Source organism: Collinsella sp. HCP28S3_E9 (genome assembly GCF_052065455.1).
Classification (GTDB): domain Bacteria; phylum Actinomycetota; class Coriobacteriia; order Coriobacteriales; family Coriobacteriaceae; genus Collinsella.
Genome location: NZ_JBQHTZ010000005.1, coordinates 57554 through 71322 on the forward strand (window position 1 = coordinate 57554; position 13769 = coordinate 71322).

Genomic DNA, 13769 nt, shown 5'->3' on the forward strand with positions numbered 1-13769 from the left:
TCAAGAAGATCACGGCGCACGAGAACAGCGAGAGCGGCGACCGCTGCACGGTGACCACGAGGGGTGGTCGCAAAATCAAGGTGTATGCAAGCGGGCAGCACGCTCGAGGACCTGCGCACGTGGTTCAAACAGGGTGCCAAGGTCAGAAGCACACTCGACCGCGCGGGGGACGCACTCGAGGCGACCGTTTGATTGGGTTGCCTGCCAAGGATCCAAAACGGGAAGGGGCGCTGTCGGCGCCCCTTGTCATACCAGGCCCGCTGGCCAGCGAGAGGCCTGCAGGTCGACATGTCCGTTGGCGAGGAAGGCAACGCCTTCGTCCTCGAGCAGTGTGCGCTGCGCCTCGGGCCCACCGAAGGCGAACCCCTCCGCGAGGCGTCCGTCGGCGAATACGATGCGATGACAGGGGATGGTGCCGGGTTCCGGATTGACGTGCAGGGCGTATCCCACGTATCGGGCTCGACGGGGCTCACCAACGAGCTTGGCGATCTGACCATATGTGGCAACCATGCCGCAGGGCACCTGGCGTACCATGTCGTATACGCGGTTGAAGAATCCGTCGGTGTCCCGGTCTGCCATGCCGCCCTCACTTTCAATCGATATCGCCATTGTAGTCAAGAAAGGCGCCCCACATGCGCGGGGCGCCTTTCCAAAGAGGTGTTGCGCGAGGGGAGGGAAGGCGCAACGTTCGTGTCGAAGGTCTTTAATTCGCCTGTGCCTTCATTAAGTTAACTGTAGCTAATTCTCTGAGACCCAAGTCGTAGACCGACGAGCACACAGCCTCTCCATAAGTTAATCAAGGGTTACAAATAGAAAGACACAGTGACATGTGGTCGTTGGGGTTCAAGGAATCGCTCGATGAGTTCGGAGAACGCACCCTCAGTCCCAGCCGTTTCAAGGACGACATCGCAATACGGCCGCACGTCGTCGGTGACATTCGCCACGCCGACGCCCAGTCCCGCCGCCTTGATCATGGAGAGGTCGTTTGCGGAATCACCAACGGCGATGACCTCGGACATCGGAATTCCCAGCATATCGGCAAGGCGCGTGAGCCCCGTCCCTTTGTCAACGCCTGCGGGCATGAGTTCGAGGTAGCGCTTGGAGGAGAAGGTGATGTCAACGCCGAGTCGCTCGGCCATCGGCGCGAGCTTGCGGCCCAATTCCTGCAGCTCATCGAAGTCCCAGTCGACGTACAGGATCTTCACGATGCCACGGCCTTCAAGGAATGAGAGGTCGGGATGGTCAGATCCGCGAAAATGAGTGACCCCGGTGATCGATTCCAGATAGTCGCGCTCCCGTGTGGGTGCGTCATTCACGAACACGTGGCCGTCGGCGACGTTGACGTGCATGCAGAGTCCGAGTTCGAGCCCCTTTGCATAGATCGCGTTCGCGCATTCGTTGGAAAGGCCGCAGGTGGTGAGCGGGGTGGGGTCTCCCACGCGGTTGATGAAGCCGCCGTTATAGGAGAGCACATAGCCGTCTTCGATCAGCTCGCGGGCCTCCCCCGAGAAGTTGTCCATGATAGAGGAATACCATCGCCCGCTCGAAGGGACGAACAGCACACCGAGCTCCCTCATGCGTTTGAGTGCTCGGAGATTGGACGCCGGGATGGCGTGGTCGGCATCGAGAAACGTCTCATCCATATCGCTGGCAACAAGTCGGTACATGCAATCCCCCATACAACGTAAAAAACGAGGCGGGCTTATTATCGCCCACCTCGTAAGACCTTGGCTATGTCGAAGGCGTGGACACGTGAAGATGGCCCATTCGCGTGTCGCGGCGCGTTTCCGCGAGCCGGATGGCTTAGTACACCATGCCCATGGCCTCGCGCACCTCGGCGAGCGTGGCCTCGGCGACCTCGTTAGCGCGGCGGTTGCCCTCGTGCAGGACGTCCTTGACGTAGTCCATATCCTGCACGAGCTCCTCGCGGCGCGCGCGGATGGGGGCGCACGTCGTCGGTGACGTACTTCTTGAGCGCGCCTGCGCCGCCCATGCCGATCTCCTCGGCGATCTCGACCTCGGAGCGGCCGGTGCAGATCGCGGCGGTGGAGAGCAGGCCGGACACACCGGGACGGGCTTCGGGGTCGAACGTGATCATGCGCTCGCCGTCGGTCTGGCTCTTCTTGATGCGCTTGGCCGTCTCCTCGGCGGTCATGGAGATGTTGATGGCGTTGCCGTAGGACTTGCTCATCTTGCGCCCGTCAAGGCCGGGCAGCAGCGGCGTGTCGGACAGCAGCGCGTCGACCTCGGAGAACACCTTGCCGTAGCGGTTGTTGAACTTGCGTGCGATGGTGCGGGTGAGCTCGATGTGCGGCAGCTGGTCGCGCCCGACCGGCACCACGTTGCCCTTGCAGAACAAGATGTCGCACGCCTGGTGCACGGGGTAGGTGAGCAAAAGGCCGGTGAGCTCATGGCCGCTGGCCTCCATCTCGGCCTTGACGATGGGGTTGCGCTGCAGCAGGGCCTCGGAGACGAGCGACAAGAACGGCAGCATGAGCTGGTTTGCCGCGGGCACGGCGGAGTGCGTGTAGATCATCGTCTTGTCGGGGTCCAGGCCGCAGGCCAGGTAGTCGATGACCATGTTGTAGACGTTGTCCTAGATGTTGTCGGTGCTGTCGCGGTCGGTGATGACCTGGTAGTCGGCGATGAGCACGTTGGTGTGGACGCCCATGTCCTGCAGCTCGACACGGCTCTTGAGCGTGCCGAAGTAGTGGCCGAGGTGCAGGCGGCCGGTGGGGCGGTCGCCGGTGAGCATGGTGTACTTCTCGGGGTGCTGCGGCAGGTCGGCGCGGATCTGGTTGCTGCGCTCGAGGCTGACCTCATAGCTGAGCTCGTTGGGCATGCTGTCTCCTTTTGGGTTGAGTGCCTGGCCGGCATTGTCGGTCTTGGTTGAAGATGAAGCTACCAGAGAAACGGCGTCTCTTGCCGGAATCAACGATGGTTTTCGCCGTGTCGTCCCGCAGGGTCGTTTCCCTTCTTGGGAAGGAGCCCCTCGATATGCTCGAGCCGCTCCTCATGGGCCGCGTGCGCCGCGCGCTCCTCGGCGGCGAAAGCGGGGTCTTCGGGCGTGACGGTCTCATCTCGCTGTCGACTCCGGTACCACCGCGACGGCGCTCCTGAGCCTGCTCGTCGACAAGCCGGTGACTATCTACACCACCAACGGCTATGCATGTCGGTTTACGGGCGAGCTTGCTGCTAAGGTGGTGGTAATTGGCGGCGACTTCAACCCCGTTACCTGCTCGCTCACCGGTCCTATGGTTGAGAGCGCGCTGCGCGAGCTGTACTTTGACCGGGCGTTTATAGGTGTCAATGCGGTGGACGAGGACCGCGGCATCATGACGCCAGGTTATCCCGAGGCTATCAAAAAACGTATCGTGATGCAGAATTCCCAAGCGAGTTGCGTACTCGCCGATAGCTCCAAGTTCCACGTGTTTTCAAATGTAAAGGTGTGCGACCTGGAGGGCTTTACTGTTATTTCCGACAGGCGCGACTCCAAGATCGGCGAACGCGTCAAAATGATCACGGCCTAGGACACTGGGGCATCGCATCTTGCCCTCAAGCCGTTGCCCACGTAACGAAGCGTGGGGCAAACGTGCGCCCCATTCCTGATTTGGGGACTAGCTTAGTTCGTTGGCTACTTGGTGCTCGTAGAAGGCATCGATTACGGCGTTAAAGTCGCGGGCGAAGTCTTCCATGGTTCCGCGCCAGGTGGCTCGACTGGGTTTTCCCTGGCCAACATAGGCAGTTTGAATACCGCAGGCGGGGCTGGGGAAGTCGCGCTTGGGGTCGTTGCCCACCATAAGGACCTCGTGCGGTTCGAGCCCCATGGCCTGCAGCTGCTCCAGGTAATAGGTGGCATCGGGCTTGCAACGGGTGGCGTTTCCCATGTGCGTCACGAGCTCAAAGGGGGCGTCGGCCAGGTCACCCCAACCCATGCGGCATTCGATGGCCCCCTGGGGAAAGCTGGGGTTGGTAAAGAGTGCGCAACGCAGTCCTGCGTCCCGTACAGCCTGGAGTGCGGCGTGTGCACCCGGCATGGCGTGGGCATTGATGGCATCGTCATTCTTGTACGGGAGAACTTCGCGTTCATAGTAGGTAAAAGCCTCATTGATGAGTGGGTCCGAGAGGCAGATGCCGCACCTGCGCTCGACCTCGGTGCGGTAAAACTCAAGATTGGTGCGATTGTCCGTGCCGCTTCGGCGATTGGCGTTGAGGTCGACCAGGATAGTGCCGAGGCGTGCCATCGTGCCACCGCGGCTGCATCGTCCGATATCCGCGAGCATTGACGAGACATCCTTAAAATAGCGAAGGATAAACGCGTTGAGATTGATGCTAAGAAGCGTCTCGTCCATATCGAAAACGACTGCTTTGAGCACGCGGGCACCTTTCTCGAAAAATCGTTTAGAACGTTGGCTCCGGATACTTTACCCCAAAGCCGTATACTCAACTGCTTATCGTCAACTTATGGAGACGGTCGTTCACAAGATTGCGAAAAAGTCTCCATACGAGTAAAAAATCGCAGTTCACGCTTGAAATCGAAGTGATTTCCACGTAACCTATACGAACGTGATTGCATAAGCGTCACATTAGTATCTGTCGGCTCCCGAGTGTTCCTAAACGTTGTGTGCTTGTCGCACCCTTCTGTAGGTCCTAGCAATCGGGGCCCCGTAGTTCGAAAGGGGTCCACCTTTGAGTGAGATTCAGAACTCGTCCATTTTCTCTCTTGACGATGTCAACGAGGAGGAGATGAACAACCTCATCGACGGTACGATTACCGACTTTGATGAGGGCGATCTCGTTAACGGTACTGTCGTTAAGATCGAGCATGACGAGGTGCTCGTTGACATCGGATTCAAGTCCGAGGGCGTTATCCCGGTCCGCGAGCTGTCCATCCGCAAGGACGCTAACCCTGCAGACATCGTTGCACTCGGTGATTCCATCGAGGCCCTGGTTCTCCAGAAGGAGGACAAGGACGGTCGTCTGGTCCTTTCCAAGAAGCGTGCCGAGTACGAGCGTGCTTGGAACCGCATCGAGGAGAAGTTCAACTCCGGCGAGAACGTCGAGGGCGAGGTTATCGAGGTTGTCAAGGGCGGCCTGATCCTCGACATCGGCCTGCGTGGCTTCCTGCCCGCTTCCCTCGTCGACCTCCGTCGCGTCAAGGACCTCACCTCCTACATGGGCACCCGCATCGAGGCCCGCGTCATCGAGATGGACCGCAACCGCAACAACGTCGTTCTCTCCCGTCGCGTCGTGCTTGAGGAGTCCCGTAAGGCCGAGCGTTCCGAGATCCTGTCCAAGCTCAAGTCTGGCATGCGTCTCCAGGGCACCGTTTCCTCCATCGTCGACTTCGGCGCCTTCGTCGACCTCGGCGGTATCGACGGTCTCATCCACATCTCCGAGCTCTCCTGGAACCACGTCAACCATCCTTCCGAGGTTGTCAAGGTCGGCCAGGAGGTCGAGGTCGAGGTTCTCGACGTCGATCTCAACCGCGAGCGCATCTCCCTGGGTCTCAAGCAGACCACCGAGGATCCGTGGCGCGCACTGGTCAAGAAGTACCCCGTCGGCGCTATCGTCGAGGGCACTGTGACCAAGCTTGTCCCGTTTGGCGCTTTCGTCGATCTGGGCGAGGGCATCGAGGGCCTGGTGCATATCTCCGAGATGGCCAACAAGCACGTCGACCAGCCTTCTCAGGTCACCCACGTGGGCGACAAGGTTCAGGTCAAGGTCATGGAGATCGACCTCGACCGTCGTCGTATCTCCCTGTCTATGAAGTCCGCTGCTGAGACTCTGGGCGTCGAGATCGAGGTTACCCCGCTGCCTTCCGAGAAGAAGGACGAGGAGACCGACGCCGAGTAAATCGGTTTGACGATCACTTGCTTTAAGGGATCCGTCCGCAATGGACGGGTCCCTTTTTGCGTTTGCCGGTGAGGTGCGCAATGCTACTCGTGCGCAACGCTGTCCGGGCTGTTCACGGGGGCTATTGGGTTGTCGGTGCATGAAAATGCCGACATCCCGCCTCGGGGAGGAGGCGGGAACGCACCGAGTAGACGGAGGGGTGCGGAGCGCGGTCGCGTCTCGACTGGCGACGTTGCCCATCGACGACCCTATTGTACCGCATGGCATGGTTCTTGGCATATCGTGTCGAACGCTTGTGTTGTGCCTTTGCCTGCGGCAACGGTGTGTTACACTCTTGCACTGCTGAGTGGGCCAGACGGTCGCGCGATGTGCTGCTTGCGGCACGCGTGAGGAAAGTCCGGGCTCCAGAGGGCGGGATGCCGGCTAACGGCCGGGCGGAGTGATCCGACGGAAAGCGCCGCAGAAAAGAAGACTCCCACCTGCGCCGCAAGGCGTAAAGGGAAAAGCTGAAACGGTGGTGTAAGAGACCACCAGCGTCGTGGCAACACGGCGGCTTGGCAAGCCCCATCCGGAGCAAGCGCGAATAGGAACGCTATGGGCCGGCCCGGTCCGCGTTCGGGTAGCGTGCGTGGAGCTGCACGGTAACGTGCAGACAAGATAAATGACCGTTCACGACAGAACCCGGCTTATAGGCCCACTCGGCACTTTGTTGACGCTGCGACGGCGTCAGCTGGCCGATTTGGCGCTCATTCGTCGGTCGCCGCCATAAGGCGTGCTCCCTCCTCTTTCGGGCCAAATCGACTCAGCTGACGCCGTCTCGCTGTTTTTGCCTGGCCATCGGCAGCCTCATTTCTGTTGCAATCTCGTCTTTCAAGGCACCTTGCTCGCGCTGACGGGTTCTCGCTGTTGGTGACGGCATCATTGGCGTTTTCGCTCTTGTTGGCGAGGACAACGGTGCTGTCTTTGCCGTATTATTGAGGCTGTTTGTTGCCGCGCTTAGTTTTGTTGAGGGGCTTTGTTGGACAGCTACTTTACTCTGCGATCGAATATTGAGGCTTCTGGCGAGTTTGTGGATCGCAAGAGCCGGTTTATTGCCCAGCTGGTCCATATTGAATCCGAGGATGAGGCGAATGCCTTCATCGAGATGGTTCGCAAGCGTCATTACGACGCTCGACACAATGTTCCCGCGTGGATTTTGGTCGATGGACGCGAGCGTCAGAGTGATGACGGTGAGCCGAGCCGCACGAGCGGCATGCCGACGCTCGAGGTGTTGCGCGGCGCTGGGCTCAAAAATGTTTGCTGCGTGGTGACGCGCTATTTTGGCGGCACGCTGTTGGGGCCCGGTGGCTTGGTGCGCGCCTATACCGCGGCGACGCAGGCGGCGGTGGCAGCTGCTCAGGAGGCAGGGCAGGTCGTTGAGATGACGAGCGTCGTGCCTGTTGACGTGCACGTGGCCTATCCGCAGTATGAGCAGGTGCTTCGTTTGGCGCAGGATTCGGGTGCCAAGGTTTCGGATACCGATTACGCGGATGCCGTGACGATTCATTTGGTGTTTAAGGCGGGGGAGCAGGAGCCGTTTTGCGCTAAGATGCGCGAGCTTATGGCGGGGCGCGAGGAGATTGAGGTCGGCGCTCCCAAATTTGCCGAGTTCTAACGGCGACGGCCGGCGTGCTTTTGGATGAATCCCAAGCACGCCGGCCGTCGTTTTCTGTTGCCGCTGTTTACTCGGCGAGCTGCTTTAGCACATCGCAGGCGATCTCGATGGCGTCGTCGATGCAGCCGGGGCAGCTGCGGAGCGGACCATTGTCCGATCCGATGCCCTTGAGCGTGCCGCAGACGGTCGTCGTGTTTTTCGTTTTAAAACGCTTGGCGATTTCGCGCGACAGCTTGTAAGTCTGGCCCTTGGTCTTGGGGTTATCCATGCCGTCGCTCATTACAAAGCCCATGATGGCCACGGCGCCCGAGATGGCGCCGCAGGTCTCGGTCATGCCGCCCATGCCGGCGCCAAAGCCCTCGGTGAGGATAAAGGCGGTCTGGGGGTCGAGCCCGACGGCGGGTGCGAGCGTGCAGGCGACGGCCTGTGCGCAGTTAAAGCCACGGGCGTGGTATTCGGCAGCCTGAGCCTGACAGGCGGTGATGTCGAGCTGGGCAGTATCGATTTGCTTCATCGTTGTCTCCTCGGTAACGGTGTACTCGCCTATAGTACCCTTGCCGATGCATTTGTTCATCGAAAGCCTCATGTATGCCTCATTTTTATCTATCGAATAAATGCCAAGATCTGCGATAAATGCCCCCGGTAGATTTGTCTCATAACCTACCTTGGGGATGGGTTGAGAGGGGTGCGGGGTAGCGGTATCGTGAACCGGATAAAAATGTAACCCAGGCAAGGGAGCTAGATATGAGCGAGCAGACCATCGGTACGACATGTGTTCAGGGCGGCTATCACCCGGGAGACGCGGAGCCGCGCCAGGTGCCCATCTACCAGTCCACCACGTGGAAGTATGACACGTCCGAGCACATGGGCAAGCTGTTTGACCTGGAGGAGTCTGGCTATTTCTACAGCCGTCTGCAGAACCCTACGTGCGATCTGGTTGCCGCCAAGATCTGCGAGATGGAGGGCGGCACCGCTGCGATGCTCACGAGCTCGGGCATGGCTGCGAACTTCCTCGCGATCTTTAACGTGGCCGGCGCCGGCGATCATGTGGTCGCAAGCTCGGCCATCTACGGCGGTACCTACAACCTGCTTGCCCATACCATGGGTCGTATGGGCGTTACCTGCACGTTCGTTGCCCCCGATTGCACCGATGGGGAGCTCGAGGCAGCCTTTGAGCCCAATACCAAGCTCGTCTTTGGCGAGACGATCGCCAACCCCGCCCTTGCCGTGCTCGATATAGAGCGCTTTGCCAAGGCCGCGCATGACCACGGCGTGCCGCTGATGGTCGACAACACCTTCCCGACGCCCGTGATGTGCCGTCCCTTTGAGTGGGGGGCCGATATCGTTACGCACTCCACCACCAAGTACATGGATGGCCATGGGGCCTGCCTGGGCGGCGTGATCGTCGACCACGGCCAGTTTGACTGGATGGCCCATGCGGACAAGTTCCCGGGTCTCACCACGCCCGATGAGAGCTACCACGGCGTGACCTATGCCGAGAAGTTCGGTCGCGAGGGCGCCTTCATTACCAAGGCAACCGCTCAGCTCATGCGCGACCTCGGCCCCATGCAGAACCCGCAGGCGGCGTTTTTCCTGAACAGCTCGCTCGAGAGCCTGCATGTGCGCATGCCGCGTCATTGCGAGAACGGCCTGGCTGTTGCCAAGTTCCTGCAGAGCCATCCCAAGGTGCGCTTCGTGAGCTATCCGGGTCTGGAGGGCGATAAGTACTATGACCTGGCTCAAAAGTACATGCCCAACGGCACCTGCGGCGTTGTAAGCTTTGGCTTTAACGGTGGTCGCGCGGCGGCCGAGACCTTTATGAAGAGCCTCAAGCTCGCTCAGATCGCCACGCATGTGGCCGACGCCCGCACTTGCTGCCTGCATCCCGCTAACGCCACGCACCGCCAGATGAACGATGAGGAGCTTATCGCCTGTGGCATCTCTGCCGACATGGTGCGCCTGTCGTGCGGCCTCGAGGACACGGCCGATCTGATTGCCGATCTTGAGCAGGCGCTCGAGCAGTGCTAGGCTAGCGTTCGTGCAAGGCGCCGATGCCGGCAGAAAGCTTCGGCGACCTTTAGCTCCGATACCGTAGGCGGGGCCCCAATCGCGACTGTTTGCAGGCGATTGGGGCCCCGTTTTTGTGTTGCTCCACTCGAAAGGATGGATATGGAGAAAACCGCAGAGCAGCTGCGCCGCGAACACATCGCTCTTGAGGGAGACACCCATGGCAAGAACAAATGGGCGATTCTGTTTACGGTGCTCATCATGACGTTTATGGTGTGTCTGGATTCGGCCGTCGTGACCGTGGCGCTGCCCGTGATGCAAAAGGAGCTGGGCGTGGGCCTCGATCGCATTCAGCTGGTAAGCTCGGTTTATCTGCTTGCGGCTTTGCGGTGCGATGCGGCTTTGTGGTGCGATGCGGCTTGTGGGGCGGGCGGGGGTCGGTCCGTGGTAGACTATCGAACAACGTTTATTAATCGCGCGGTATCGTTGCCGTGAGAAGGGGTTGCGCCATGCAGGAGCTTGAGGACCGTATTCGCCATGACGGCATCGTAAAGGCCGGTAATGTCCTTAAGGTTGATGCTTTCCTCAACCACCAGTGCGACGTTGAGCTGTTTGACCACATGGGCGCCGAGTGGGCCCGTCTGTTCGAGGATGTCGAGATTAACAAGATCCTTACGATCGAGGCTTCGGGCATTGGCATGGCCTGCATCGCAGCCCAGCATTTTGGCGGCGTGCCGGTGGTCTTTGCCAAGAAGGCGCAGTCCATCAACCTCGACGGCGAGCAGTATGCCACGACCATCTACTCCTTTACCAAGCAGAAGGAGTATCCGGTCATCGTTGGCAAGCGCTTCCTGTCCGAGGGCGACAAGGTCCTGATTATCGACGACTTCCTGGCCAACGGATGCGCGCTCGAGGGTCTTATCAAGATCTGCGAGGCTGCGGGTGCCGAGGTGTCCGGCATTGGCATTGCGGTGGAGAAGGGCTTCCAGGGCGGTGGCGATAAGCTCCGCGAGCGCGGCTTCCGTGTTGAGAGCCTGGCCCGTATCGCCGATATGGACTGTGAGAACGGCGAGATCACCTTCGCCTAAGCGCGCAACACAAGCGATTGGTATGCGATGTGACAAAGGGACTGTCCCTTTGTCACATTTTTTGTATGAGGGGAGGTGTTGATATGGATGAGAACAAGATGGGATGGCGTGAGTATGCGCGCTATGCCGAGATGTCGGTCGAGGAGCTGGCGCGCGATTGCGAGATGCAGGTGTTTCTCGCGACGGGTCCGGGTGGGCAAGGCGTGAACACGACGGACTCGGCGGTGCGCATGAAACATATCCCTACGGGGATTACCGTGACGGCGCGCGAGAGTCGCAGTCAGTTCCAAAATCGTAGCTGCTGTTTGCGTAAGCTACGCGCTGAGCTTGAGCGTCGCGGGCATCCACCGCGTCGACGCGTAAAGACCAAAGTGCCTCAGCGCTCTCGCCAGCGCAGACTTAATGATAAGCACTTCAACGCCATTAAAAAGGCCAACCGCCGCAAGCCGGGCGGGGAGGGGTGATGTTCTCGATAAGTTGCGGTGAAATAGGGGCTGTTTTGCGGGTTGGACGCCAGACTTGGAGGGCGCCGGGTAGGATGTCGACTTCGATGCGCGAGGCGATAACAGGTTCGCCGTCGGCCTGGATGGGGTAGTCGGGCTCCTCAAAGGTAAGCTCGGCATGGCGGCAGCGGCGCATGCAAACCGGCGGCAACTTGGTATGGTGGCCGTCCTTGGCCGAAAGGAACATGGGAAGCGCGACCGCGCGCGGAACGGGGCCGCAGGCGTAGCAAACGTCGAGCATGCCGTCGCACGGGTCGGCGTCGGGACAGATACGATAGCCCGAGCCATAGGTGGGGCCCAGCTGAATCGCCATGATGATCGCCCTCACGCGCTCGGCGGGCGCGCCGTCAAAGCTGACTGACATGGGGTAGTTGCGATAGCGCAGGCCAAACTGTTCAAGTCCCGAGAGGGTGTAGAGCGGAGCGCCGGTGAGGCCCGTCTTTTTGCGCAGCTCGGTGGTGCCCAGGCCGATGGCGGCGTCAATACCGACGGAGAGCGTCTGGTCGTAGTACTCAACGGTAGCCTCGCCGCTACCGCTTGCGGGGTTCCATGAGCGAATGCGACCGATGTCCTGACGCTGCAGCTCGCAGGTGAGCAGCGCGCCAAAATCCTTGCCGGAGAAATTTTCTATACCGAGCGTTTGGGCAAAATCGTTGCCGGAACCCACGGCTAGGATGGCAAGAGCGGGGCGGGGGTCCTCCTTTTGTGCCATAAGCCCGTTGACGACCTCGTGGATCACGCCGTCGCCGCCAAGGGCGATAACGGTGCGATAGCCCTGAGCCTGTGCGGCCAGCTCCTTGGCGTGCCCCATACGCTCGGTCAATACCAGGTCAAACTGGGATGCGCGTGCAGTCATGTCCAAAAAGCGTTGCAGGCGCTCGGCAACTTCGCGCGCCGCACCCGATTGGGCGGCTGGGTTGGCGATGATGAGCGTGCGACCAAAATCAGTTGCGTGCATGGGCGACTCCCGGCGTATGGCGTGACGGTGCGGTCGCGCTCGGGTCGAATTGCCCCCCGATTGTGGCTGCACGGCGAATACTTACGTCTACTCTATCAGGTCGTTGTGGCGCTCGATAGCATCCGCTACCGTACCGCCCTCATCCACTATAAGCGAACGGCGCTTGGGTGAGATGATGCGCTGGGCAGGGTACACGCCGCGGTGTCCGCCGGCGAGATAGCTGATAAAGGCCACGATGACAAAGAACCCGGCGGCCGTGCCGTGGAACAGGTCGATGGCCATCATGCAGGTGGTGATGGGCACGTTAAGGCCGGCACAGAACACGCCGAGCATGCCGAGAGCCGCCAGAAAACTGGGGTCGAGCCCGGTAAGGCAACCGATCCAGCCACCGAGTGCCGCACCGATGCCAAACAGGGGCGTGACCTCGCCGCCTTGGAAACCGGCACCCAGGGTGAGTGCCGTTACGACGAGCTTGATGACGGCGTCGGCGAGGGTGGTGTTGCCGGCAAACCCGGCGCCCGAAAGCCACGTGGAAAGGCCGGCGTAGTCCCAGGCGTCGAGGAGGGCATAGACAGCCAAAACCACGAGTGCGCCTATAAGTGCGCGAACGAGGTAATTGGTGATAAAGCGACCGTACAGGCTCTTGACGGTTCGAACCGACCAGGCAAAGAGGCGTGCCGTCAGACCGAAGATAATGGCGCTGATAACAACGATAACGACCGTTTTGGGCGTCATGGCGGGAACGCTGGCGATGGCATTCGCTTCGTACTCGGTACCCAGGGCGAGTGATGTAAAGTAGCCGGTAAACGAGGCGACCAGGCAGTAGATCCCTGCGGTGTAGTCGATCTTGCCGATAAAGCACATCTCCATGCCAAAGAAAGCTCCGGCAAGGGGAGAGCCGAATACGGCGCCAAAGGCCGACGAGATGCCGGCGAGCATGAGGTCGTGGTGGTCATGCTTTTTGAGGTGGGCGAGGCTTGAGATGTTGCTGGCGATGGTGCCGCCAATCTGCACCGCGGCTCCCTCGCGACCGGCCGATCCGCCCGTTAGGTGCGTGAGCGTGGAGCAGACGAAGGTGAGGACGGCCATGCGCTTATGGATGAGGCGTGTGCCCAGAGCGGAGTCGATGACCAGGTTGTTACCGCGTTTGGCGGCAAGACCGTGGTTTTTGTACGCCCATGCGGTGGCAACGCCCACAACGGGAAGCAGCGCGTAAATCCACGTATGGTGCTCGCGATAGTCGGTCGCGATATTCAACGAGGCCAAAAACGCCCAAGCGGCAACGCCCATAGCGAGCGAGACGATGACGACGAGTACGAGCAACTTAGCGCTCGCGAGTAGGTTGTGGGCATTGCGGCGCGTGTCGGCAGCCAAGAGATGCTCGGAGCGGGTGAGCTGTTGCCTGCCTGCCATGATGACGTCGTTCAGGGAGAAAAAGCCGCCGTCGTCGAGCGGCTGGGAATGATCCTGCGCCTCGTTTGCGCTTTCGGGTTTGTCGGTAAAAGCCATACGTTCCTCTTTTAGGTTGCAACACGAGCATTATAGAACGTGCCAAACGTGACAAACCGGCAGGTTGGTTTCGGTTCTGTTTCGCGGCTTGCGGCCGACAGATGTATTCGAGAACGTGGGTCGTTTCGCCGTCGTGCGGCAGGGGATTATACTGAGACAAGCATAAAGAATTGGCGCCCCCGTTGTGCGCTGTG

Annotated in this window: 13 protein-coding genes, 1 other RNA gene and 1 pseudogene; 8 read left to right on the forward strand and 7 right to left on the reverse strand. The window is 60.1% G+C overall.

Features of this window, described 5'->3' with window-relative positions; translation table 11 throughout:
* Nucleotides 1-246: 246 nt before the first annotated feature.
* The 3 genes and pseudogenes from ACTNA2_RS03695 to trpS all read right to left on the reverse strand — a co-directional run bounded on the left by ACTNA2_RS03695 (nucleotide 247) and on the right by trpS (nucleotide 2842).
* On the reverse strand, nucleotides 247-609 hold the full coding sequence (locus ACTNA2_RS03695; protein ID WP_199407147.1) for an MGMT family protein: 363 nt from the start codon (nucleotides 607-609) through the stop codon (nucleotides 247-249).
* A gap of 194 nt (nucleotides 610-803) precedes the next feature.
* Nucleotides 804-1667 carry an HAD-IIB family hydrolase gene (locus ACTNA2_RS03700; protein WP_233540280.1) on the reverse strand — a complete coding sequence of 288 codons (864 nt, stop codon included), beginning with the start codon at nucleotides 1665-1667 and terminating at the stop codon, nucleotides 804-806.
* Nucleotides 1668-1803: 136 nt separating this feature from the next.
* Nucleotides 1804-2842 (reverse strand): annotated as a pseudogene (gene trpS, locus ACTNA2_RS03705) (tryptophan--tRNA ligase).
* Nucleotides 2843-3140: 298 nt separating this feature from the next.
* Here trpS and ACTNA2_RS03710 point away from each other — a divergent pair.
* A complete protein-coding gene (locus tag ACTNA2_RS03710) occupies nucleotides 3141-3530 on the forward strand; it encodes a hypothetical protein (RefSeq protein WP_441048626.1) in 390 nt (129 codons plus the stop codon).
* A gap of 87 nt (nucleotides 3531-3617) precedes the next feature.
* On the opposite strand, the gene ACTNA2_RS03715 is transcribed toward ACTNA2_RS03710, so the two are convergent.
* On the reverse strand, nucleotides 3618-4376 hold the full coding sequence (locus tag ACTNA2_RS03715) for an HAD family hydrolase (protein ID WP_441048627.1): 759 nt from the start codon (nucleotides 4374-4376) through the stop codon (nucleotides 3618-3620).
* A gap of 313 nt (nucleotides 4377-4689) precedes the next feature.
* Between ACTNA2_RS03715 and rpsA the strand changes: the two genes are divergently transcribed.
* From rpsA to ACTNA2_RS03730, 3 genes are all read left to right on the forward strand, one after another.
* The gene (gene rpsA, locus ACTNA2_RS03720) at nucleotides 4690-5856 is read left to right on the forward strand and encodes a 30S ribosomal protein S1 (protein WP_154515317.1); all 1167 of its coding nucleotides are present in this window, start codon (nucleotides 4690-4692) and stop codon (nucleotides 5854-5856) included.
* Between the two features lie 343 nt (nucleotides 5857-6199).
* An RNA gene (gene rnpB, locus ACTNA2_RS03725) (RNase P RNA component class A) lies at nucleotides 6200-6561 on the forward strand.
* A gap of 310 nt (nucleotides 6562-6871) precedes the next feature.
* Nucleotides 6872-7510: a YigZ family protein gene (locus ACTNA2_RS03730; RefSeq protein WP_195838524.1), complete on the forward strand. Its 639-nt coding sequence runs from the start codon at nucleotides 6872-6874 to the stop codon at nucleotides 7508-7510.
* A gap of 67 nt (nucleotides 7511-7577) precedes the next feature.
* Here the strand turns inward: ACTNA2_RS03730 and ACTNA2_RS03735 are convergent, their stop codons facing one another.
* A complete protein-coding gene (locus ACTNA2_RS03735; RefSeq protein WP_154515321.1) occupies nucleotides 7578-8024 on the reverse strand; it encodes a C-GCAxxG-C-C family protein in 447 nt (148 codons plus the stop codon).
* 230 nt (nucleotides 8025-8254) lie between these two features.
* On the opposite strand from ACTNA2_RS03735, the gene ACTNA2_RS03740 reads away from it, so the two are divergent.
* From ACTNA2_RS03740 to ACTNA2_RS03755, 4 genes are all read left to right on the forward strand, one after another.
* Nucleotides 8255-9538 carry an O-acetylhomoserine aminocarboxypropyltransferase/cysteine synthase family protein gene (locus ACTNA2_RS03740; RefSeq protein ID WP_441048628.1) on the forward strand — a complete coding sequence of 428 codons (1284 nt, stop codon included), beginning with the start codon at nucleotides 8255-8257 and terminating at the stop codon, nucleotides 9536-9538.
* A gap of 141 nt (nucleotides 9539-9679) precedes the next feature.
* On the forward strand, nucleotides 9680-10012 hold the full coding sequence (locus tag ACTNA2_RS03745; protein WP_441048629.1) for a hypothetical protein: 333 nt from the start codon (nucleotides 9680-9682) through the stop codon (nucleotides 10010-10012).
* 14 nt (nucleotides 10013-10026) lie between these two features.
* A complete protein-coding gene (locus ACTNA2_RS03750; protein ID WP_427727567.1) occupies nucleotides 10027-10605 on the forward strand; it encodes a xanthine phosphoribosyltransferase in 579 nt (192 codons plus the stop codon).
* Nucleotides 10606-10688: 83 nt separating this feature from the next.
* A complete protein-coding gene (locus tag ACTNA2_RS03755) occupies nucleotides 10689-11069 on the forward strand; it encodes a peptide chain release factor-like protein (RefSeq protein WP_441048630.1) in 381 nt (126 codons plus the stop codon).
* On the opposite strand, the gene ACTNA2_RS03760 is transcribed toward ACTNA2_RS03755, so the two are convergent.
* Nucleotides 11029-12066 carry a diacylglycerol/lipid kinase family protein gene (locus tag ACTNA2_RS03760; protein ID WP_441048631.1) on the reverse strand — a complete coding sequence of 346 codons (1038 nt, stop codon included), beginning with the start codon at nucleotides 12064-12066 and terminating at the stop codon, nucleotides 11029-11031. The two genes, ACTNA2_RS03755 and ACTNA2_RS03760, sit on opposite strands and share 41 nt — an antisense overlap.
* Nucleotides 12067-12153: 87 nt before the next feature.
* The gene (locus ACTNA2_RS03765; protein WP_441048632.1) at nucleotides 12154-13575 is read right to left on the reverse strand and encodes a chloride channel protein; all 1422 of its coding nucleotides are present in this window, start codon (nucleotides 13573-13575) and stop codon (nucleotides 12154-12156) included.
* Between the last annotated feature and the right edge of the window lie 194 nt (nucleotides 13576-13769).

Excerpts from the sequence above, each read along its gene's own strand:
- ACTNA2_RS03740 (WP_441048628.1), top strand. The coding sequence starts at position 8,255 with ATGAGCGAGCAGACCATCGGTACGACATGTGTTCAGGGCGGCTATCAC.
- ACTNA2_RS03765 (WP_441048632.1), bottom strand. The coding sequence starts at position 13,575 with ATGGCTTTTACCGACAAACCCGAAAGCGCAAACGAGGCGCAGGATCAT.
- ACTNA2_RS03750 (WP_427727567.1), top strand. The coding sequence starts at position 10,027 with ATGCAGGAGCTTGAGGACCGTATTCGCCATGACGGCATCGTAAAGGCC.
- ACTNA2_RS03760 (WP_441048631.1), bottom strand. The coding sequence starts at position 12,066 with ATGCACGCAACTGATTTTGGTCGCACGCTCATCATCGCCAACCCAGCC.
- ACTNA2_RS03755 (WP_441048630.1), top strand. The coding sequence starts at position 10,689 with ATGGATGAGAACAAGATGGGATGGCGTGAGTATGCGCGCTATGCCGAG.
- ACTNA2_RS03700 (WP_233540280.1), bottom strand. The coding sequence starts at position 1,667 with ATGTACCGACTTGTTGCCAGCGATATGGATGAGACGTTTCTCGATGCC.
- ACTNA2_RS03735 (WP_154515321.1), bottom strand. The coding sequence starts at position 8,024 with ATGAAGCAAATCGATACTGCCCAGCTCGACATCACCGCCTGTCAGGCT.
- ACTNA2_RS03745 (WP_441048629.1), top strand. The coding sequence starts at position 9,680 with ATGGAGAAAACCGCAGAGCAGCTGCGCCGCGAACACATCGCTCTTGAG.
- ACTNA2_RS03695 (WP_199407147.1), bottom strand. The coding sequence starts at position 609 with ATGGCGATATCGATTGAAAGTGAGGGCGGCATGGCAGACCGGGACACC.